This is a genomic window from Acinetobacter sp. YH12098, from assembly GCF_013419235.1.
Lineage (GTDB): Bacteria > Pseudomonadota > Gammaproteobacteria > Pseudomonadales > Moraxellaceae > Acinetobacter > Acinetobacter amyesii.
The window spans coordinates 45,244-67,166 of sequence record NZ_VPAO01000021.1 but is presented as its reverse complement, the minus strand read 5'-3'; the positions used below and the strand labels follow the sequence as shown (position 1 = coordinate 67,166).

Here is a 21,923-nt window from a genome sequence, read left to right as displayed (position 1 = left end):
GTTAAAATGCTGTGCTGCTTTTCGCACAGACATTTCATCTCGAATCATAATTTCTATGACTTTGTCTTTAAAATCTTTTGAATATCCCATATCTCTATTGTTCTATAGTTTTTAGGATTTGGCTATATGTAAAATCAAAGGGACAGCACCCCATTCCTTTTTACCTTGTGGATGGCGAAGTGAATGATCAGACTTTTTCTACACAGGAACTTCGACAACTGTTTCATCGCGCAAGTTAATCTACCCAAGATCAAAAATCCCCATACAATGTGATGGGGATTTTTATTCTGAGCAATGCAATGATCTAAAAAGAAAATAGGCCTGTTAATGAAGTCCCTGCTCAATTCGATTAATCCGTGATTTGAAATGCTGAGATAGTAGATACAAAATTAAGCTCAAAACCAGCGTGAGTACCATCACGGCGATCAACACCCAACGTACAACAACTTCTACTACATTGGCTTGCTGAACTTGTTTTTCCACGCTTTGCGCCATCGGTGTCATGGTTTTATCAAATAGCTGATTTTGCATTGCCCAGAGCTGTTCAGGCTGAAAACCGTATTCACGGAATTTTGCTGGATTTTGTTGCTCAGTATTGATTAAGGATTGCACCAAGGGAATGGCTGTCGCACGATCTACAGGCTTATGCATCAAAGCAGCCTGTGCAAGTAAATAGGCTTGCACAGGTTTTGCTAATTGTGCATCTTCCATTTCGAAAGCCAGCTGGCTTTCCTGAATATTTTTTTCATAATGTACCAATTTTTGATCTGCTGCACGATCATCATGATTAAGGTCATATTGCACATAGGTTAAGCCTGACCAAAGCACAATAAACGATAAAATCCAGCCAACAAATTTCAATACAAAAGATTGGAATCGAATTCTAAAAAATTGAATTTTTTTTAGAAAACCAACTAAGAAAAATGCGCCAATAAATGAAACGATGAGTTTGAGAAATAACCAACCAATAAAGGATAAAAAATTTGAAAAATAGTCGGAGGACTCACCAAGTTGATATGCCAGATCACCTGCGCTAACAGGGATATGCAGTTGCTGTACGCTAGAACTTAGGCCAAAAAAACTATAGACCATATCATGCTGAATAAACAGCATCACAGCCGAAACGATCAGCACAGAAACACTGGTTAAGGTCAATAACGTCAAATTGCGTTGACGCTTCTTAATGGTTTGAAGCCCAGATTCCAGTTGCTGCGGATTTAGCGCATATTCATCAATGGGAGGCAAAGACATACTCCTTCAGATTATATTTTCACCTCCCTCACAGCTTATGAAGAAGGGTTTGAACCACTCGATTCAATCACCAAATGATTCAAATTGTTTTGTAAGGCACGAATACGTGTCGTCGCTTCTTCACGCTTTTGTACACCTTCTTTCTGAATTTGAATCACATCATTAACGGTTTTAATGAGGGTATTTTGCACATGTTCAAGTGTGTCAATATCAATCACTGAACGCTGATTGGCTTTCGCTGTATCGACAGAGTTTTGATGCAACAAATCTGCATTGCGTTTTAATAGGTCATTGGTCGCATCATCAATGCTATTTGCCAATTGCACGCTGTTCTTTTGTTCTTGCAATGAAATCGCTAAGCTAATTTGGTTTTTCCAAGCCGGTAAGGTGATATTTTTAATAGCATAAAATTTATCAACCAACATCAAATTGTTGGATTGAATAATGCGAATCATCGGCAAGGTCTGCATCGCAGACTGTTGCAAGATCTGTAAATCACTCACACGTTTTTCAAGATTATTTGCCAAATGATTGAGGTCATAGACTTTTTGCGTAGTTGTTTGATCTTGAACTTGGGTAGTTAAACTTGCAATTTCCTGTTGGATTTCCTGCTCTTTCAACTTACCTGCGGCAATATACACCCCTAATTGTTTATATTCGTCTTGCACGCCTTCAAACATTTTATCTAAGGTATTTACACGCGCTTTTAAGCCATTTTGCGAAGTTTCAATTTCTTTAACCAAAGCATCAATTTGCTCTTTGGTGGTATTAAAGTGCTGATCAAAACTTTGCTTGGCACCTTTAAATTTACTCAGTAAACCACCAAAAAATCCTGAGCTTTTAGATTTATTTAAAATGCTCGTGGTATTCAATTGCTGTGCGACTTGTACCACCTGATTGAGCTTTTGACCTGTCGTATCTAGATCTTTATTTTGCACCAAATTTAATAATTCATCGGTATAGGTCGACGTCTTGGTGGCAATGTTTTTACCATATTCAGCAACACTATTATGACTTAAATCTGCCAATTCCTTACGTGCAGCTTCGACTTCGTGAAAATCGGAAGTTTGTAAGCCAATTTCCTGCAAATTGAGTTGCTGAAATTTTTCTTCAGTCAATTCTTTGCTTACTTCAACGGGTAAATTTTTGGCATCTAAATCGGTCATAACTCACCTTATATTTCTAAGACTTAGAGGAATTCTCTAATGATTTTTTTAAAGTTTTAATCAAATTTTCACGGCTATTATCAAGCTTTTCCAATGAACTTGTCGAGTTACTTTGACGACTTTGTTTCACATGATATTGCCATGCTGGAATCAACACCTGCTGAGCTTCCTTATATCGATCTAATAAACCAAAAGAAAGCTGCTGAGAAAGCTGCATTTGTGTAATTGCAATATCATTACTGGCTTGTAAGATTTGCAACGTATTCACCTTTTTCGATAAGCGTTCTGCAAAGTTATCAAGCGGATGCTGATTTTTAACAAACTGTGGGTATTCCAGCAAAAATTCTTCAGCCGCGACGATATAGCGCGCCATTTGCTCACGTAAACCCTGTAATTGATTAAAACGTGCTTGGGACTTTTGAATTTCTAACTGTAATTTTTGGCTCAGATGATTTGCCCGATCAAGCAATTGATCCAAATTTTTATAATATTCAACTTGTCCTGAACCGTACTCCAAATCAATGCCTAACCATTTTTGCAAGGCATTAAATTTGCGTGTTTTTAAATATTTTTTTGAATTGGCTAAGGCTTGAATCAACTGCTCAATGGTTTGACTAAGTTGCTTCGTCAACTGAGGGTCAACACCATCTAGCAGTACCGACTGTGCTTGAATTAATTGATCTGCATAATGATTTAGACGATATTGATCGGTCAGTAATGGCACAAGGTCATTTCGCTTAATCGAAAGCACTTCCGCCCGATCTACCGTAATATCCTTTAACGGCACCAATACATCAATTTGTGACATAGCCAATTAAACTCAATAAAATCATTTTTATACTACAAGTTTTGCCATAAAAGTCTTGTAGTATTTTGCAAAAAATACATCTATTTCATCAGTCAAATTTCGTTATTAAATTCAACCGTTGCCTTTAGATCCGCCTATGTAGCCATACGGCATCATTTCAATGGATATGATGACCTACACAGATGAATTCAAACTTAAGATACCCAAAGATTCAATCTAGATTTAAATTAAACAACTGACTCTACATGAATTATTATCAAAATTATCGTAAAATTTAATCCATATACTTTAGAACCATATATTAAATCAATAATTTTAGAGGCTTAAATGGAACGTTTTTTCCATAACACAATGTATGCAGCACGTTGGATTCTGGCTCCCGTGTACTTTGGTTTATCCTTTGCACTGCTACTGCTCGCGATTAAATTTTTCCAAGAAGTCATTCATGTCCTTCCCCATATTTTAGAATATTCAGAAGCTGACCTGATTTTAGTCATCCTCTCTTTGGTCGATATGACTATGGTGGGCGGACTGATTGTGATGGTGATGTTTTCAGGCTATGAAAACTTTGTTTCCCAACTGAAAATTAATGAATCGACCAATCGCTTGAACTGGCTCGGCACCATGGATGCCAATTCATTAAAACTCAAAGTTGCAGCGTCAATCGTGGCAATTTCTTCGATTCATTTATTACGCATTTTTATGGATGCGAAAAACATCCCAAATGACAAAATCATGTGGTACATCATCATGCATTTAACCTTTGTTTTTTCTGCTTTTATGATGGGATATTTGGATAAAATCAGTAAGTACTAATCTAAGTAAGGTTAATGAAGCCATTTGCGATCATGGCTTCCATACATTGTAATTCCGGTTATTCATCAAGTTCACTCATTTGCCTTAAACGATCAAGATCCAAAATTACGATTTGTCCATAATTCCACGCGATCACCTGTGTTTGAACAAATTGCTGTAGATGTTTATTCAACGTTTGGCGTGAAATATTAAAAGACTCTGCGAATTCCTGCTGACTGAGTTTGAGGGGAATTTCCTGCCGACCTCCATATTGTTCATAGAGTCGAATCAAATGTCTTGCGATACGCTGCTCTAACGTTGCTGTTCTCAAATAACGATTATGTTCAAACATCAAATACATACGTCGACTGAGAGATTGCACGACATTCCAAAGCGCCTGCGGATCACGCTGTAAAACTGCTAAAAACGTTGTTCCAGAAATGATCGCCACCTCGACATGCGTCGCAGCAAAATAATCATAATTCAAAGGCTTTTGTTGTAAGACTGCAACAAAATTAAATACCGATTGACGACGAATATAGTCATTTACAATCAATTCACCATTATTTTGCAACCAACCAATTTGTAGCGTACCTGAAAGTAAAATATAAATATCTTGTACGATTTGTTGTTGTTTTAAGATGTGTTGCTGTGCATGAAAACGTGAATATTTCACCTGATGCACAAGCTGTTCTAAAGTCTGATCGCTAAAGCCCTGAAAGATGTCTTCATTACGCAAAATTTGCAACAAATGCTGTTGGGCTGTGTTCTTTTGATCGCTCACGTCTATAAAAAAATGCCTAAGATCTCATTGATCTTAGGCAAGTGCTGAAAAATGTAAAACCATTGTTTTTCGCATTATTTATCTATTTTTGTGCTGTTTTAAATGACGCTCTAATACTTAAGATGCTTTCTCATAAATACGGCCTGCTTCTGAACGCAAGTTTGAAATGTCCGTGTTTTGTATATTCTTCAACACAGTACTCGGCTGACCATTTACATCGACAGGTACATCACCCTCAATGGTGACACGTGAGGCGATACGTAACTCATCACCATAGTCATTGATGGCACGATGCTGCGTTGCACGATTGTCCCAAATGGCAACATCACCAACCGCCCAGCGCCAACGCACAATATTTTCCCATTGCACGATTTGCTCTTGAAACAGTTCAAATAAACGACGTGACTGTGCCGGACTATACCCACTGAAGCGTTTAAAGAAGTGACCTAAAACCAAACTTTTTTCACCTGTTTCAGGATGTACACGCACCAATGGATGCTCAGTTTCCACTTCTACTGCAGTACGGAATAAATGGCGACCTTCTTCATTGTACTGACCTTTCGGCGTCGCATAGTCATAACTGTTGCTATGCACAGCGCGTAATTGTTCCGCCAACTTTTGTAGCTCCGGACTTAAATCTTCATAAGCCGTCACGGTATTGGCCCAAACTGTATCGCCACCATGTTCAGGTGCAACTACATTTCTTAAAATTGTGACTTTGGGATAATTGGGTAAAAATGTAATGTCAGTATGCCACGAATCTGCACGCCCACCACGTGAGTCAATTGACAACGTATGAGCTGTACCATCTTTGAGTGGCACACTTGGGTGATTCAACGGATTACCTAAGAGTCGTGCAAAGGCTTCTTGTTCTAAATCAGTGAGATCTTGCTGTCCTCGCACGAATACAACTTTATATTTTAATAGTGCATGATTAAATTCATCGACCACGCTTTTGTCTAAGTTGCCAGACAACTGAATGCCAGAAATTTCGGCACCAATACGACCGGTTACGGGTTTTACTTCAATATGCTGATATTGATAGTCCGGATTGTAATGATTCGATTCTAATTGTGTCATAGGGCTCTACCTTATTCTTCAAATTATTAAGCAACGATGGTGTTGTTGAAATACAGTGTGCCGACTTCGTGCCCATGACTCTGTCAATTCTTTGACAGTTTTCCCAAGTTAAACTGCTATGGTTGTGATGAAATCTGCTTAACAACTTTTGCCGATTTCATATCTAAAAATGCGATATCGAAAAATAAAAAAGCCATCAGTATCGATGGCTTTGTGTGCGGATTTTATCTGTATATCGCAGCGGAATTATAAATAATCCCCTTCACGCTCTGGTTGATAGAGCACTTTAATGATTTTGACTTTCATGGTGTGACCATCAGGCTGCGGCCATTCTATTTCCTGCCCTTCAGCCAAACCTAAAATGGCAGCGCCCACTGGAGCCAAAACATTGACTTGGCCTTTATCGCCACGAAAATCATGTGGATAGACCAGTGTAATTTCGGTTGCTTCTGTCGCAGGTGCAATGTTAATGAGAACTTTGGCATTCATACTCACCACATTGGCAGGGACATCTTGTGGAGCAACCACTTCAGCGCGCGCCATCTCATCTTCCAAATGCTCCATCGTCGGCGTCAACTTAGACTGATGCTCCAACATGGTTTCTAAGCGATGTAAATCTTGTTCTGAAAGAATAATATTGGGTTTTTTCATATAAAGTTCCTTTGCGACCTTGCCAACAGATCTATAGCGATGGGCAAATTTTTTGTTATCTCTTATTCCGTTATATCAGAAATATAAATGTTTAGATAACTTTTGAATTTTTCTGATGACATAAAAAAAGCCCCCTTGAGGGGCTTTTCTCAAGTCTGTTTTATTTTGCGTAAACTGGGAATTTAGCGCAAACAGCAGCAACTTTTTCTTTCACTGTAGCAATCACAGCTTCGTCACCTTTGTTGTCTAGAACGTCAGCGATCCAGCCTGCAAGGTCACGTACTTCAGCTTCACCAAAACCACGTGTTGTTACAGCAGGAGTACCGATACGGATACCAGAAGTCACGAATGGAGAACGTGGATCGTTTGGTACTGAGTTTTTGTTCACAGTAATGTGAGCAGCACCTAACCAAGCATCGGCATCTTTACCAGTAATGTCTTGTTTAATTAAAGATAATAAGAACAAATGGTTCTTAGTACCGCCAGAAACAACATCATAACCACGTTCGATTAGAACTTCAGCCATTGCTTGCGCATTCTTAACAACTTGTTGTTGGTAAGCTTTATATTCAGGCGCCATTGCTTCTTTGAAGCAGATCGCTTTAGCCGCTACAGCGTGAACTAAAGGACCACCTTGGTTACCTGGGAATACAGCTGATTGTAATTTTTTCTCGATTTCTTCGTTTGCTTTCGCAAGGATTAAACCAGAACGTGGACCACGAAGTGTTTTATGAGTAGTCGTTGTTGTTACGTCAGCAATTTGTACTGGGCTTGGGTAAACGCCAGCAGCAACTAGACCAGCTACGTGAGCCATATCTACGAATAAGTAAGCGCCAACTTTGTCCGCGATATCACGGAAACGCTGCCAATCAACAACTTGACTGTAAGCAGAGAAACCAGCAACGATCATTTTTGGTTTGTGTTCGTCAGCTAGACGTTCAACTTCTTCATAATCGATTTCGCCAGTTTCTGGGTTCAAACCGTATTGAATAGCGTTGTAAGTTTTACCTGAGAAGCTAACTTTAGCACCGTGAGTCAAGTGACCACCGTGAGCCAAGCTCATACCTAAAACAGTATCGCCTGGGTTAAGAAGCGCAAGGTAAACTGCAGAGTTTGCTTGTGAACCAGCGTGTGGTTGAACGTTTGCATAATCAGCACCAAACAATTCTTTAGCACGGTCAATGGCCAATTGTTCGATCACGTCTACATACTCGCAACCGCCGTAGTAGCGTTTGCCAGGGTAGCCTTCTGCATATTTGTTAGTAAGTTTTGAACCTTGAGCTTCCATTACTGCAGGTGAACAGTAGTTTTCTGAAGCGATTAACTCAATGTGCGCTTCTTGGCGAGCATCTTCATTCGAGATCGCTTGAGCTAATTCAGGGTCAAATTGAGCAATAGAGGTGTTGGCAAACATTAGCGAGGTCCTATTAAATTAGGGCTTTTAAGCCGTGCTAAGATTGGCGCGTATTGTAGCATGAAGTTTTAGAAATGAGAGAGGGAAGTTTGTGCTGTTTTTAAATAAATAATGCCCATGTTGAATCTGCACGAGCATTATTTAAGTCAAATCAACTTATTGATTTGGCATGAGAGTCTCTACATCTTGCACAAAATTTGCCAGATTATCGGTATAAATAGTAAGATGATCCGCTGTCGCTTGCTCACGATAGTCAATCGATGTTCCCGGCTTAGCAAGGCTAATCATAAATTTAGTCGCATCTGCTGGAATGGTCTGATCGGCTTTACCTTGATAAATGATGATCGGCGTTTTCACCGCTGTCGTTAAAGGCTGTGAACCTTCACTCATAAATTTTTGGATTGGCTTTAAAGTTAAGAAATCAGACTGCGTGCGTCCATAGTTATCCAAAGTCGTGTTCTGACTCACATAACTGAGCATGTCATCTTGAATTAGCGTAGTTAACTCGCCTGAACACACTGTTTCAGCCTGAGGTGCAATCGCAGCCAAATGTCCACTAAATACTTTTGAATAATCCACACTGTTTTTATGCCCTTGCATACCTGCAATAATCTGCGCAGTAAAACTGTCTAAAGGTGCATAAATCATACTTTGCACAGTTGCAGGTTTACCTTCCGCTAACTTCTCGCCTGCGTCAAGAATGAGCGCAAGATTATTTGCAGGTGCTATGGCAATCGTTCCCTTATAATTTAAGTCAGCACGTGATGCATATTCAGCTGCACCTAACACGGCCTGACCACCTTAAGAATGCCCGATTGACACCCAATCCTTCGACACCATTTTACCTTGACTAGTTAAGTAACTTCGAGCAGCAACAACGGCATCGGTAATCGAAAAGGCTTCACTTTTTAGATTCAGATAAGGATGGTTTTCACGTCCACTAGGTCCCCCTAATCCTTCATAATCGGGTGCCACAACGACATAACCCTTTGCCAATAACATTTGCAATAAATATTCAGTGCCTTGCAAACCTTGTCGGCTCGGAGCGCATTTATCAGCCACACCGGTCGTTCCATGTGCCCAAGCCACAATTTTCCAACCACCTGCCGGAGCAACTGTTTTTGGGGTAAAGACTAAGGCTGTGGCTGAACAACTTTGCCATCTACTCCTAGCATTTTATAGGTCATCAATCGGCTGTCTGCACTCACAGCAGGCATATTGTCTTGACTATAGGCTGTTGTAGTTACCACTGGATTTTTGATCTGATTGAGATCAGCATTTGTTTCAGGATTACTAAATTGTTGGTCATTACTATCATTACCGCAGGCTGCTAAAAATAGCGCACTGCTGACTAAAACCGTTAAACGCAGCATTTTCATTCCATGATCCTTTTGTTTGTTGTTTTAAAGTCAATTTTTCATTGAATATGAATCATTAAATACATGGAACAAACTTTTGTTCAAGCCTAATTTTTAAGCAACTACTCTTATTTTAATTTATCAAATTAATATAGAACTAAAACTTTGTTTTAGCTCGATATGGATTAACAGCATTCAAATAAATCAGCCACCCCGATCTCAGAAAAATGGCTGAACTTATATTTCTGATCATTGGATACAGATTGGGCTATTTTTTTCGGAGGTTAAAGCAAAATGTAAAATCAACAAAAATGCTGTCCCCCCCCCTGCCAACTACACAAACATATGCACAAAAGTAAAGCCGAAAAACCACCATGCCATTGATCGTGAACATACTCTAGTGCTTAATCCACTTAGCGACATTTTTGGATATCACGATGGACAAAAGCCTTTAAAATAAGTCGATTTAGAAGATGGTTTAGCTTTGTCCCGCTGTAAAGGTTTTATTTCGGCAGATGCGATAAAAGCAGATTATTTAAACACTGCGCAGCCATCTTCATAATATTCCTACAAATAATCACAGCATGGGTTTGTCAGTATGGATGTGATCATGTACATTCATAAACATTATTCAACATGCTGGAACTGGACATGCAAGCCATCATTCTCGACACAGAAACCCATACACTAAATGGACAACCCATCGAGATTGCCTATGCTCCAATTCAGGTGGCAGATGCCAAAATTACCCTAGATAAATCTAAAATTTTTGATCAACTTTATCGTTGTGATGAAGCAATTTCTTTTGCAGCAATGGCTGTACATCATATTTTAGAATCAGATCTTGAAGGTCAGCCCCACTACAGCAGTTTTGAACTCCCATCAGAGACGACATATATCATTGGGCATAATATCGACTACGATATTCGAGCGCTCGAAAAATGCGGTGTAGATAGTTCAAAAATCAAAGCCATTTGTACCCTTGCGCTAGCTCGTCGTGTTTGGCCTGATGCAGAAGCGCATAATATTTCTGCCTTGATATATATGATCACCAAAGGCAGTGGAAAAGCCCGTGAAATGATCCGTAAAGCTCACCGCGCAGATATGGATATTATTTTAACTGCCAATATTTTGATGCATATTGTGCATCACTTAAAAATCAACAGCATCGAAGAATTATACGAAGCTTCGGAAGATGCTCGCATTCCACGCAGTATTAATTTTGGTAAACACCGTGGTACCGCAATTGCAGAATTACCTGCGGACTATGTGCAATGGCTATTACGTCAAGATGACTTAGACCCTTATTTGCGTAAAGCTTTAGAAAACTCTGCTGTCATTACTCTATAAATCATTGATTGTTTAATATTTTCTTAATATTACTGTCATTATCACTGCATAGGATTGCCTTAATTCTTTTGAGCTATGGAATTAAGGCATGTTCAACTATCAAAAAACTGAGCTGGGTTTTCAAACTTTAAAAGACCGACAGCTCGCATTAAATGCAAGACAACGTCGTCTGCTACTCTTAATTGGTAGTGATGACTTTAACCAAATGCCAGTGCATTATCAGCAGCGGATTGCTGAAGTGCCCTTGCTCGAGCAACTGATGGAACTTGGGCTGATTCAGCCAATTACAGCACATGATCATCAACGCCTTCAAAAATCCGATTTTTCTGCTTTTAATACACCTAAAATAGCGTCAACAAAGACATCCGATCGCATAGCGCAAGAAAATGTCACACTTGATAAAATTTCAATGCCAACGATGGAAGTTCCTCATACTCATTCACAGCACGAAATAACTGACTCCCTGCCAATGGATGCAATTGGCTTTATACCCCATCAATTTAATCAAGCCATACCTGAAAACATAACATCAAACACCCCTGTATTAGCAGAACAAATCATTGATTTCATCGAACATGATTTTGATGAGTTACAGAATTTTATGTGCAGTTACTTACAGCGTTATTGTGGGCTGATGGCAAAAAAATTAATGCTTAATATTCAACAGGCCACGGACATTGCAGAATTAAAAGCCTGTCAGATGCAATGGATCACCTGTCTAAATGAATCCAATATTCAACCTAAACTCTTACAACATGCATTACAGCAAATTAATTACAGTATAAAAAATCTGCAACAACTGGTTTGACTTAGAGACTTTTCCTCACTTCTCATTCAAAAAACAACTTAATGAGGTGAGTTATTCTTCACACATATCAACATAAAGAATTGAATTTTATTAACTTTATCGATTCACTTTTTTCTTTTATGGTTTTAACTGCTGTTTTATACGACCTTCCCCTAATGTCAATCAACAGTAAAAAATCGCAAGAATAAAACCGACCTCCTAGCGTTTGAGCATGTCAATGTCACAACAGTTTTGTTTAGAATTTGATTCTTTCGATAATCCTATGCAACTCAGCAAAATTGGCAATTGGGTATTTACCTTCTTAACCTCACAAGACGAATTGCCTAATGTTCAATTGGCCATTACCTATGTCATGCCACGAAAAATTAGTGATGAATTACAGCCTAGACGTGTGGTCATTCAAAATACAGCCATTGAAACAATTTGGCGTATAGAACAAGTTGAATGCTTCAACAGTCAAACGAACCAAGAACTCACCTTTACAGCAGCGGAACCTCAAGCTCAATTGGTTTTAAACAGTATCATTGAAGAATTTGGCCGTTATGATGTCCCATTGGTATTCAAGCCGCTTTAATTTAAAGCGAATTCCAACTTATTTTTCATAAAGATTTAAGCTGTCTCAATGATTTAACCAAAGTCACCTAGACAGACATTAAATGAAAAATAATCCATACAGATTATTATTGCTCAATTCGTATACACTATTCCTGCTCAATATTTTTGACCATGGATAATAAAAATGAACTTAGCCAATTATTCTAATGATCAGGCACTCATCCTTTTCAACCTATATAGCAGCCTAGAACAATGTCTAGATGCGATTGGACATTTGCACCTTGGACCAAAACTGGTGCTGACCGACCATGATGTATCAAAAGATCATATGATCGTGCAACGCTTTCAAGCTGGTGTTTTAACTCAAGAAATCCAAGTGCGTAAACAAGACGTTGAACTGTCTTCTAGCAATCCGATGACGCGCTATCAGTTACTGTCTTATATTTTGAATCAATTTAAAGCAGATCAAACAGCTTAAATTTCAATCTCTAAAATAAAAAACTCACCATTAAGGTGAGTTTTTTATTCATTCAATTTAAGCTTCTAAAAGCTTGTAAATACTGTCCGATTTTTGACTTTCAAAAAGTAATTCGATACTGGGTAGGATGATTTCACCTGCAATAATGATATGTTCAATGCGATGAAACAGCCCTCTTGAATCTTCTTCTGAAGGATTACGCACCAAAGCTTGTGCTTCATAAACCTGACTAAATTGGTCCTTTACCTTTATGTCAATCATCTGTGTCATGGTAATGTCTCTACTTGTTTTAATAATTGCATTTTTTATATCACATCTTTACACAACAACTTGCTTTGTAAATGTTAGATTTCATGGCAATGTAAACTTATTTTACTTTAGTAACTATATATCAATAACATAGGTTGACTATTTAATTATTGTTTGACAAAAGCACTATATTTTCAAATCTAAAATGGTATTAAAAAGCCCGCGTCGCTGCGGGCTCTATGTTGGAAGGCTAGTGCTGATTTATTGTCTGCAATATCTTAAGACTAAAATATTACGAAACTCAACGAGCTGTCATTGATCCGTCCAACTTATTGGTAGCGTCGTTTTATGACCTACCGTGATTTAAATATAGCACTTTCAATTCTCTTGCCAAACCTTGCTAACACTTCAAAACAATTGATCAAATAAAATACAATTGACATTTTTTCAAAATAAGCGATCATAGCTCTGCCCAATGCTTGTGAAAGATTTAAATAAATAGGCCATTAAAAATAAATTCTACACTATCAATCTATAAACATTCTTTTCTCTTACTTTTAATTCTACCTTTGACAACCCTTGTATTAATTTCTGACTTGAATTTTAAGTCTTATATCCATTTTTAGCATTGCTTAAAAATACTAGTAAGTAAGGTTGCCGTCTCAAATTAAAATCTAAAACAAAAAAAAGCCTCTGTATCACTACAGAGGCTTTTTTGAATATGGCGGAAGCGGTGAGATTCGAACTCACGGAGGACTCGCGCCCTCGTCGGTTTTCAAGACCGGTGCATTAAACCGCTCTGCCACGCTTCCATGTGCGCCATAATACGGAGGTTTTATTCATCTGACAAGTAAAAATTACAACTAAACCTTTCAAATGAATATTGTTTCGCCAAATCCTTAAAGTTTAGCCGCGAGCTCCGCACCTTCACGTATTGCGCGTTTCGCATCTAACTCTGCTGCTAGTTTTGCACCACCAATAAGATGGTAATTGGCAAGGGTTTTCTCACCCTGTTCTGGCATCAAATGCTTCACCGATTCCTGACCAGCACAGACAACAATCGTATCTACACGTAATAATTGATCATACCCTTCATATTCAACCCAAAGCCCTTCATCAGTAATGGCTTTGTATTGAACACCACGCAGCATACGAACCGCATTTTTCTTTAATTGTGCACGATGTACCCAGCCTGATGTTTTACCTAACCCAGCACCAAGTGCAGTTGTTTTACGTTGTAATAAGTAGATTTCACGAACAGGAGGTTCGAGCTCAGCAGCCAGCATACCACCTTCAGTTACGTAGTTTGGATTTGGATCAACACCCCACTCCCGCTGCCAATCCGCTAAAGGCATTGGTTGTGGCTGATGTGGTGGTTTGAGTAAAAATTCAGATACATCAAAGCCAATACCGCCTGCACCAATCACAGCAACTTTACCCCCCACAGCTGCCCCTTTCAGCACTTCTGCATAAGACAAAACATTCGGTGCATCACTACCTTCAATTTTTAAGCTGCGAGGAACTACACCTGTTGCAATAACCACTTCCTCAAACCCTTCACGTTCAAGCTGTTCACGGTTTACACGCGTATTTAAACGCAAATCTACCCCTGTTTTTTCGATTTGAACTTTAAAGTAGCGAATCGTTTCATGAAATTCTTCTTTGCCGGGAATGACTTTTGCCAAATTAAATTGACCACCCACCTCTGCACCAGCTTCAAATAATGTCACCGCATGGCCTCGGCTTGCTGCAACCGTTGCAGCAGACATGCCTGCCACACCACCACCGACGACTGCAATGCGCTTCGGTTTTTTGGTCTTTAAATAAACCAATTCAGTTTCATATGCCGCTCGTGGGTTGACCAAACACGTCGCACGCTGATTTTTAAAAGTATGATCTAAACAGGCTTGGTTACAGGCAATACAGGTATTAATTTCATCGACACGGTTGGTCGCCGTTTTATTTACCCAAAACGGATCTGCCAAGAATGGACGTGCCATTTGCACCATATCTGCCTTGCCTGAAGCTAAAATTTCTTCAGCTGTATCTGGCATATTGATACGGTTGGACGCAATGACAGGGATCGCAACATGTTTTTTGACTTCAGCGGTATAGTCCACAAACGCTGCGCGAGGCACTGAGGTTACAATTGTCGGAATACGTGCTTCATGCCAACCAATCCCCGTGTTCAATAACGTCACACCTGCAGCTTCCAATGCTTTAGCAACAGTAATGACTTCTGCCATGGTGTTCCCATCATGAACCAAATCAAGCAATGACAAACGGAAGCAGATAATAAATTTCTCACCCACTTCAGCACGTATTGATTTCACAATATCAACCGCAAGGCGCATACGATTTTCAATTTCACCGCCCCAACGGTCTGTCCGTTGGTTGACATGACGGCTTAAAAACTGATTCAGCAAGTAGCCTTCTGAACCCATGATTTCAACACCATCATAGCCGGCCTTATGTGCAAGGCTTGCCGTTTTGACATAATCATCAATGGTTGAAAGAATTTGTTTGTCCGTTAATTGACGTGGTTTAAAAGGTGAAATCGGAGATTTAATCGGACTTGCTGACACTGCAAAAGGCTGATAGCCATAACGCCCAGCATGCAAGATTTGCATTAAAATTTTGGCACCATGTTTATGTACGGCATGGGTCACCAAGCGATGTGGAGCAATATCACCTAACGTATTCATGGTACCGCCAGCAGGTAACAGCCAACCTTGACGGTTTGGCGAAATACCGCCTGTAATAATCAGGCCGACACCACCTTTCGCACGCTCACCAAAATAAGCCGCAAGCTTAGGATAATTATAAAAACGATCTTCCAGCCCACTATGCATGGACCCCATCACGACACGGTTTTTAATCGTGGTAAAACCCAAATGTAAAGGCTTTAAAATATTTGCATAGCTAGTCGTTGTCATGCTGAATCCTTATTTTGGCTTTGCAACTTGTTGCATAACACTTTAGCGGTTTTTTTATATTTTGGGATGACAATTTAGAAAATATTCTTCGTATTTATAGTCAATACCTCCTAATATATAAATCCTCGAACCATAAAAAAAAGCCGTGAAGTTTCACATCACGGCATGTTGTTTTTAAAGCATTATTTCCAATGTTTCAGCTTGCTGGTTTGTCCAATCCCCACATTAAAGCTATTAGTCGGATCCAGCTTTTGATAATGATTTTTTAATGCAGGCTTCGCGACATATAAATGTCCAACATTGTGTTCTGCAGGATATTCAGCGCCACGATCATCGAGTAAATGCCACATTGCATGTTCCATTGCCAAAGGGTCTACACCTTTTTTCACAATATAATCTTGATGAAAAACATGACAAAGAAAATGTCCATAATAGAGTTTATGGATAATTTGCTCATCCATGGCGTTCGGCAAAGTTTCCACCCATTCTCGATCATTGCGACGTAATGCAATATCCAGTGCAACAATGTCTTCCACTTCTGAACGATGCGTATCACGATATCGAATGGCAGCACCTGCCACAGCAAAACGATGTAAAAATGCCTTGCGACCTTCTTCATCCGTACATTTAAAATAATTGCCTGACGTTTTATCTAAAAAATACCTTTTCAAATACGCATCAACTTGATCAACATCCTGATTTTCAATACGAATCATCAAATGATGCTCATATAAATCACGAAATTCATTCATACGTTTTGGCAGATGATTCGGCAAAAATTTAGTCACCAGCTGCAAGACTTTATCCGTCAAACCTCGCAAGCCCAGTTTTTCTAAATAGCCATCGACTTTATCTTTCATGGCAAAAGCAGCAGGAACTTTTGCAGTGCCAAATTTTTCAATAAATACAAAAGAATCTTTGCCATATTCAGCCCCAATATCGTATGCCTTGCGATGAATGTACTCACCTGCAATCGGGAGGCGTGCAAGATCTTTTAATAGAAAACGACGAATTTCTGTTAAATCATCTTGCGAATTGGTTCCCACATAAAACACCTGACTAGGAATTTTTTCAAAGGTATCTAAACGTACTGCAAAGACACAAACTTTACCCGCTGAACCTGATGCTTCAAATAGTCGACTCGGATCTGCATTAAAACGTGCAGGTGTATTTTCATCGACTTGCTTTACGTCATGTGAATAGCGTTGATCTGATGCACAGCAACTTGAATTATTCACAATGTCATTGATTTGATAATTTTTATTTTCCAGCGCTGTGAGGATTTCTTCAGGCGTATTGCCAAGATTGACACCTAGATGATTGACCAACTCTAACTCACCTGACTCATTCACTTGTGCATACAGTGCAAGCTCTGTATAGGCAGGACCGCGGCGTACCAAAGCACCCCCTGAGTTATTGCATACGCCGCCCAAAACCGATGCCCCAATACACGAAGAACCAATCACCGAATGAGGTTCACGATTAAATGGCAGCAAATCTTTTTCAAGTTTGTCTAATGTCGCACCCGGTAGACAAATCACTTGCTTGCCTTCATTAATCACTTGGATGCCAACCAAACGACGTGTACTTATCAGCACCACAGGACGGTCATAGTCATCACCAAACGGCGTTGAACCACCTGTCAGACCTGTATTGGCGGCTTGCATAATCACAATACAATTTGCATCCACAGCCGCTTGCAGCACTTGCCATTGCTCAAGCAAAGAGCCCGGTGTAACCACAGCCAATACTTTTCCTGCACCGTAACGGCGACCTTGGCGGTATAAACGTGTGTCTTTATCTTCAGTTAAAACGTGTTGCTTACCGACGATGTTGATGAGGTTTTGAATGGTTTGTAATGATTGAGTTTGCATGCTCGTAGAATTTTCCATTTTCATTATTTTCTCTCCTCGCTAAAGAGGAATTGCATTGTTATGCAATGAAAAAATATTGATTTAAATAATTTAAACAACGTAGGTTTATTTGCACATATCAAAAGTTTTTAGTCATTGTTATTAAAATCTATAATGAATATCCCTTCTCCCTTTGGGATGAGTAGCAATGCTACACAAGAGGGTTAGGAGAATTAATCAATAAATACCTCTCCCTAACCCTCTCCTACAAGGAGAGGGAACTTTCATTGTTAATTTTTTTGATGACGAATAACTTTCCCAAGAGATCTATTCAAAAAATCACCCAGCCAACTCTTTCTCTAACTTCACCAAACAATCAGATGTAATATCCGCAATGGTTTTTGCACCTGTTAAGGTCATCGCAACACGCATTTCTTTATCAATCAATTCTAGAAGATTGGAAACACCCTCACCACCTGCTGCACCGAGTGCATAAACAAATGCGCGACCGAGCATACAGGTATCTGCACCCAAAGCCAGCATACGCACCACATCTAAACCATTTCGAATACCTGAGTCAGCAAGAATTTTAATATCGCCTTTTACTGCATCTGCAATTGGCGGTAATGCACGCGCTGATGATAAAACCCCATCGAGCTGACGGCCACCATGGTTTGACACCACAATGCCATCTGCACCAAAACGCACTGCATCTTTGGCATCTTCAGGGTCAAGTATGCCTTTAATGACCATCGGGCCATCCCAAAATTCACGAATCCACTCAAGGTCTTTCCATGAAATTGATGGGTCAAAGTTATTGCCCAACCAGCCGATATAATCTTCCAAACCTGTTGGTTTGCCCAAGTATTTAGAAATATTCCCTAAGTCATGCGGACGACCTAATAAACCCACATTCCACGCCCAGTGTGGGTGGAAACACGATTGCATATAACGGCGCATGGCAGCATTTGGGCCGCTCATCCCTGAGTGCGCATCACGGTAACGCGCACCCGGAACAGGCATATCCACGGTAAACACTAAAGTTGAACAGCCTGCAGCTTTGGCACGTTCTAAGGCATTTTTCATAAAGCCACGGTCACGTAGCACATATAACTGAAACCACATGGGACGCTGAATCGCTGGCGCCACCTCTTCAATAGGACATACTGAAACGGTAGACAGCGTAAATGGAATGCCCTTTTTATCTGCAGCAACGGCTGCTTGAACTTCGCCGCGGCGTGCATACATCCCTGTTAAACCCACAGGTGATAAAGCCACAGGCATCGATAAGGTTTCATTAAACAGTTGGGTTTCTAGACTCAGCTGTGACATGTCATTCAGCACACGTTGACGCAACGCTATTTTTGATAAATCTTCTACATTACGCTTTAAGGTATATTCGGCATACGCCCCGCCATCGATGTAATGAAATAAAAATGGCGGTAAACGACGACGTGCCGCTTCACGATAGTCATTGGCAGAAGAAATAATCATGCTTATATCCTGTTTAATCGACTGGCACGCTGACGACGAGCTTCTTCTTCATCAATCATGCGCACCTGTTGTACTACAAACTCAATGTGTCCACAGACTGCTTTACGTGCAGCTTCAGGATCACGACGTTCAATTGCATTCATGACTTGGAAGTGCTGATCATGCAATTGATCAAATCGGTGTGCTTCGCTATAAACTTTTCGACGACCTAAAACGACATTAAATTGCAACAGATCAAATAGACCACGCATCATCTGAATCAACACTAAATTATGTGATGCTTCAGCAATTGCTAAATGAAATTTGGCATCTGCACGCGCTGCTTCATCGTCATTCCCTAAAGCCTGAAAATGATTGATCTGATCATAATAATGTCGGATATGTGCCAAGTCCTCTGCTGTAGCACGTTGTGCCGCATACCATGCAGTACCACCTTCTAAAATAATGCGCGCCTCTTGCACATCAAAACGGTAGGCAGGGTCTTCACTAATCAAACTGCTGATGGGCTGCACAATTTGATAACTCGACCAAGTCGCTGGTAATTGCTTTAAAAAAGTCCCCGCACCCACTTTACTGACCAACACGCCCATGCTAGTCAATTGAGAAATCGCCTCGCGTAAAGAGGTGCGTGAGACGCCAAGTTGTTCACACAATTTCCGTTCAGCAGGCAGACGATCTCCAACTTGCATATTGCTTTGTTCAATCAATACACGAAGACTTTGAACAGTTTTATCAGAGACTTTCATCTGCTTTCCTTAACGTTGTTACACAATTCGTGTTATGGAATCATCCAAGGGAACACATAAGCTTGTAGGGTGATTAAAATCCCCATCATGATTGTGAACGTTATACTGTGTTTTACGGTAAAACGGAATAAATCCGACTCTTTACCTACCAACCCGACTGCCGCACATGCAATTGCAATTGACTGTGGTGAAATCATTTTCCCTGTCACACCGCCACTGGTATTAGCAGCAACGAGTAATACTTCTGGCACACCGATTTGTTGTGCAGTAGTCGCCTGCAATGCTGCAAATAGCGCATTGGCTGACGTATCTGAACCCGTGAGGAATACACCAAGCCATCCTAAAAATGGCGAGAAGAAGGTAAAGGCTTGACCTGTATGTGCAAGGGCCAAAGCCAAGGTCGAAGACATACCTGAATAGTTGGCGATAAAAGCAAAAGACAACACCATCCCAATCGAATAAATTGGAATTTTTAATTCATTAATGGTTTCACCAAAGGTCACAATCGCGTCTTTCGGCTTCATTTTTAAGAAAATAATGGTAATGATCGCAGCAATGACAATTGCCGTACCTGTTGCCGAAAACCAATCAAATTTATAGATGGCATCGTAGTCCTTCATTTCAGGTACGACTGGCGGCATCTTTTGAACCAATTGGTGTAAGAATGGCACTTTGATCGAAATAACCAAATCATGTAAAGCACCGTCTTTGGTAAATAAATCCTTAAACGGTTTAATACTCCAGATCGTGACCATCACCGTTAAGATCGCAAATGGCGACCACGCTTTTGCAATTTGACCCAAGCTATATTTTTGCTGTTTTTGTGCAGCCACATCTTCACTCATCGTCGCATCTTGATCTGCAAAGCGGAAAATATGTTTAGGCTGCCAATATTTAAATAAAATCGTTAATGACACTAAAGAGGCAATCGCCGCAGTAATATCGGGTAATTCAGGACCGACAAAGTTCGAGGTTAGGTACTGTGCAATCGCAAAGCTACTCGCCCCAACCACAACCGCAGGCCAAGTTTCCTTCACACCGCGCCAGCCATCCATAATCGCCATAATCCAAAACAGTACAATCGGCACCATAAATGGCAACTGTCGACCAACCATCTGACTGATTTCCATCGTATCTACACCAGACACTTGTCCAGCAACGATAATTGGAATACCCATCGCACCAAAAGCCACTGGCGCTGTATTTACGATCAGACAAAGACCTGCCGCATATAAAGGTTTAAAGCCTAAACCTACCAATAGTGCTGCGGTAATCGCCACAGGAGCACCAAAGCCCGCAGCACCTTCTAGGAAAGTACCGAAAGCAAAGCCGACTAATAGCATCTGTAAACGTTGATCTTCAGTAATGGAAAGTATCGAAGAACGGATGATGTCAAACTGCCCTGTTTTGACTGAGATTTTATACAGGAACACCGCACCAATAATGATCCATGCGATCGGCCATAAACCATAGAAAAAACCGTAGACCATCGAAGCCAATGCCATAAGCGCAGGCATGTCATAGGCAAATAAAGACACCAACAGTGCCAGTACAACGGTGATCGTACCTGCCACACTGCCTTTTAAACGAAATACAGCAAGCGCCAAGAAAAAAAAGATAATCGGAATGAGCGCAATTAAACTTGATATCCATATATTCCCCATTGGGTCATATATTTGCTGCCATTGAAGCATTGTCATCTCCTTGAAATGCTTACTAAGATTTAATTATTGAGCAATATCAGCATGTGGTCTTTTTATCATTGGTATGACCAATATAAATATTAAACACATAAAAACTCATACTATTGCTGAAATACTCCGCAATTTTTAATTATTTCAACTCAATCATTCAAGCTTTTCTTGTTTTTGGTATGACCAATATAAAATACAAAAACATTATTTTTCCGTTTAAAAACCTCCATATCAACTTTTAAATATCTGTTTTGTATTTATTATTTACAACTAAACTTTATAAAATATACTTTAGTCTAATAACCACGCTTTGTTTGACCTCAGTCTCATTTCAATGAAAAGCATAAAAACCAAATTAACCCAATAATGGTATGACCATTAATTTAAATCAAATAGATTTCTTTATATTTACATCCTATTCCATTCAGAAAACGCATTTTCCGCCCGCAAAAA

At 39.9% G+C, this 21,923-nt stretch carries 18 protein-coding genes, 1 tRNA gene and 1 pseudogene; 5 read left to right on the top strand and 15 right to left on the bottom strand.

Annotated features, from left to right (window positions below):
* Positions 1–324: 324 nt before the first annotated feature.
* Genes FTU38_RS08710 through FTU38_RS08700 form a run of 3 tightly spaced genes read right to left on the bottom strand, consistent with a single transcriptional unit; the run spans position 325 to position 3,225 of the window.
* Positions 325–1,245 carry a hypothetical protein gene (locus FTU38_RS08710; protein ID WP_180110999.1) on the bottom strand — a complete coding sequence of 307 codons (921 nt, stop codon included), beginning with the start codon at positions 1,243–1,245 and terminating at the stop codon, positions 325–327.
* 41 nt (positions 1,246–1,286) lie between these two features.
* On the bottom strand, positions 1,287–2,417 hold the full coding sequence (locus tag FTU38_RS08705; protein WP_180110995.1) for a toxic anion resistance protein: 1,131 nt from the start codon (positions 2,415–2,417) through the stop codon (positions 1,287–1,289).
* Positions 2,418–2,433: 16 nt separating this feature from the next.
* Positions 2,434–3,225, bottom strand: a complete 792-nt coding sequence (locus FTU38_RS08700) for a tellurium resistance protein (protein WP_180110994.1) — start codon at positions 3,223–3,225, stop codon at positions 2,434–2,436.
* A 327-nt stretch (positions 3,226–3,552) separates the two neighbouring features.
* Here FTU38_RS08700 and FTU38_RS08695 point away from each other — a divergent pair, with 327 nt between their 5' ends.
* The gene (locus tag FTU38_RS08695; protein WP_180110993.1) at positions 3,553–4,041 is read left to right on the top strand and encodes a TIGR00645 family protein; all 489 of its coding nucleotides are present in this window, start codon (positions 3,553–3,555) and stop codon (positions 4,039–4,041) included.
* A 58-nt stretch (positions 4,042–4,099) separates the two neighbouring features.
* Here FTU38_RS08695 and FTU38_RS08690 read toward each other — a convergent pair whose 3' ends face one another.
* The 5 genes and pseudogenes from FTU38_RS08690 to FTU38_RS08670 form a co-directional block, all read right to left on the bottom strand.
* On the bottom strand, positions 4,100–4,804 hold the full coding sequence (locus FTU38_RS08690) for a Crp/Fnr family transcriptional regulator (RefSeq protein WP_180110992.1): 705 nt from the start codon (positions 4,802–4,804) through the stop codon (positions 4,100–4,102).
* 117 nt (positions 4,805–4,921) lie between these two features.
* Positions 4,922–5,884, bottom strand: coding sequence for a TauD/TfdA family dioxygenase (locus FTU38_RS08685; protein ID WP_180110991.1), 963 nt, complete (start codon positions 5,882–5,884; stop codon positions 4,922–4,924).
* A gap of 246 nt (positions 5,885–6,130) precedes the next feature.
* Positions 6,131–6,535: a nucleoside diphosphate kinase regulator gene (gene rnk, locus FTU38_RS08680; protein WP_111885760.1), complete on the bottom strand. Its 405-nt coding sequence runs from the start codon at positions 6,533–6,535 to the stop codon at positions 6,131–6,133.
* A 160-nt stretch (positions 6,536–6,695) separates the two neighbouring features.
* Positions 6,696–7,949, bottom strand: coding sequence for a serine hydroxymethyltransferase (gene glyA / locus FTU38_RS08675; RefSeq protein WP_180110990.1), 1,254 nt, complete (start codon positions 7,947–7,949; stop codon positions 6,696–6,698).
* Positions 7,950–8,105: 156 nt separating this feature from the next.
* Positions 8,106–9,328 (bottom strand): annotated as a pseudogene (locus tag FTU38_RS08670) (alpha/beta fold hydrolase).
* Between the two features lie 630 nt (positions 9,329–9,958).
* Between FTU38_RS08670 and FTU38_RS08665 the strand changes: the two are divergent.
* From FTU38_RS08665 to FTU38_RS08650, 4 genes are all read left to right on the top strand, one after another.
* A complete protein-coding gene (locus FTU38_RS08665) occupies positions 9,959–10,657 on the top strand; it encodes a 3'-5' exonuclease (protein ID WP_180008265.1) in 699 nt (232 codons plus the stop codon).
* Between the two features lie 88 nt (positions 10,658–10,745).
* Positions 10,746–11,465, top strand: a complete 720-nt coding sequence (locus FTU38_RS08660) for a hypothetical protein (RefSeq protein ID WP_180110989.1) — start codon at positions 10,746–10,748, stop codon at positions 11,463–11,465.
* Positions 11,466–11,682: 217 nt separating this feature from the next.
* On the top strand, positions 11,683–12,039 hold the full coding sequence (locus FTU38_RS08655; RefSeq protein ID WP_180110988.1) for a hypothetical protein: 357 nt from the start codon (positions 11,683–11,685) through the stop codon (positions 12,037–12,039).
* Positions 12,040–12,204: 165 nt separating this feature from the next.
* Positions 12,205–12,498: a hypothetical protein gene (locus FTU38_RS08650; RefSeq protein WP_111885765.1), complete on the top strand. Its 294-nt coding sequence runs from the start codon at positions 12,205–12,207 to the stop codon at positions 12,496–12,498.
* Positions 12,499–12,555: 57 nt separating this feature from the next.
* Here the strand turns inward: FTU38_RS08650 and FTU38_RS08645 are convergent, their stop codons facing one another.
* The 7 genes from FTU38_RS08645 to lldP form a co-directional block, all read right to left on the bottom strand.
* On the bottom strand, positions 12,556–12,768 hold the full coding sequence (locus FTU38_RS08645; protein ID WP_111885766.1) for a hypothetical protein: 213 nt from the start codon (positions 12,766–12,768) through the stop codon (positions 12,556–12,558).
* Between the two features lie 701 nt (positions 12,769–13,469).
* Positions 13,470–13,559: transfer RNA gene (locus tag FTU38_RS08640), tRNA-Ser, on the bottom strand.
* An 87-nt stretch (positions 13,560–13,646) separates the two neighbouring features.
* Positions 13,647–15,683 (bottom strand): NADPH-dependent 2,4-dienoyl-CoA reductase, encoded by a 2,037-nt coding sequence (locus FTU38_RS08635; RefSeq protein ID WP_180110987.1) that lies wholly within the window; start codon positions 15,681–15,683, stop codon positions 13,647–13,649.
* Between the two features lie 182 nt (positions 15,684–15,865).
* On the bottom strand, positions 15,866–17,557 hold the full coding sequence (dld, locus tag FTU38_RS08630) for a D-lactate dehydrogenase (RefSeq protein WP_180110998.1): 1,692 nt from the start codon (positions 17,555–17,557) through the stop codon (positions 15,866–15,868).
* A 318-nt stretch (positions 17,558–17,875) separates the two neighbouring features.
* On the bottom strand, positions 17,876–19,030 hold the full coding sequence (lldD, locus tag FTU38_RS08625) for an FMN-dependent L-lactate dehydrogenase LldD (RefSeq protein WP_078192909.1): 1,155 nt from the start codon (positions 19,028–19,030) through the stop codon (positions 17,876–17,878).
* Between the two features lie 2 nt (positions 19,031–19,032).
* Positions 19,033–19,776 (bottom strand): transcriptional regulator LldR, encoded by a 744-nt coding sequence (gene lldR / locus FTU38_RS08620; protein WP_180004196.1) that lies wholly within the window; start codon positions 19,774–19,776, stop codon positions 19,033–19,035.
* A gap of 32 nt (positions 19,777–19,808) precedes the next feature.
* Entirely contained in the window at positions 19,809–21,476 is a 1,668-nt protein-coding gene (gene lldP, locus FTU38_RS08615) for an L-lactate permease (protein ID WP_180004194.1), read from the bottom strand.
* Positions 21,477–21,923 lie beyond the last annotated feature (447 nt).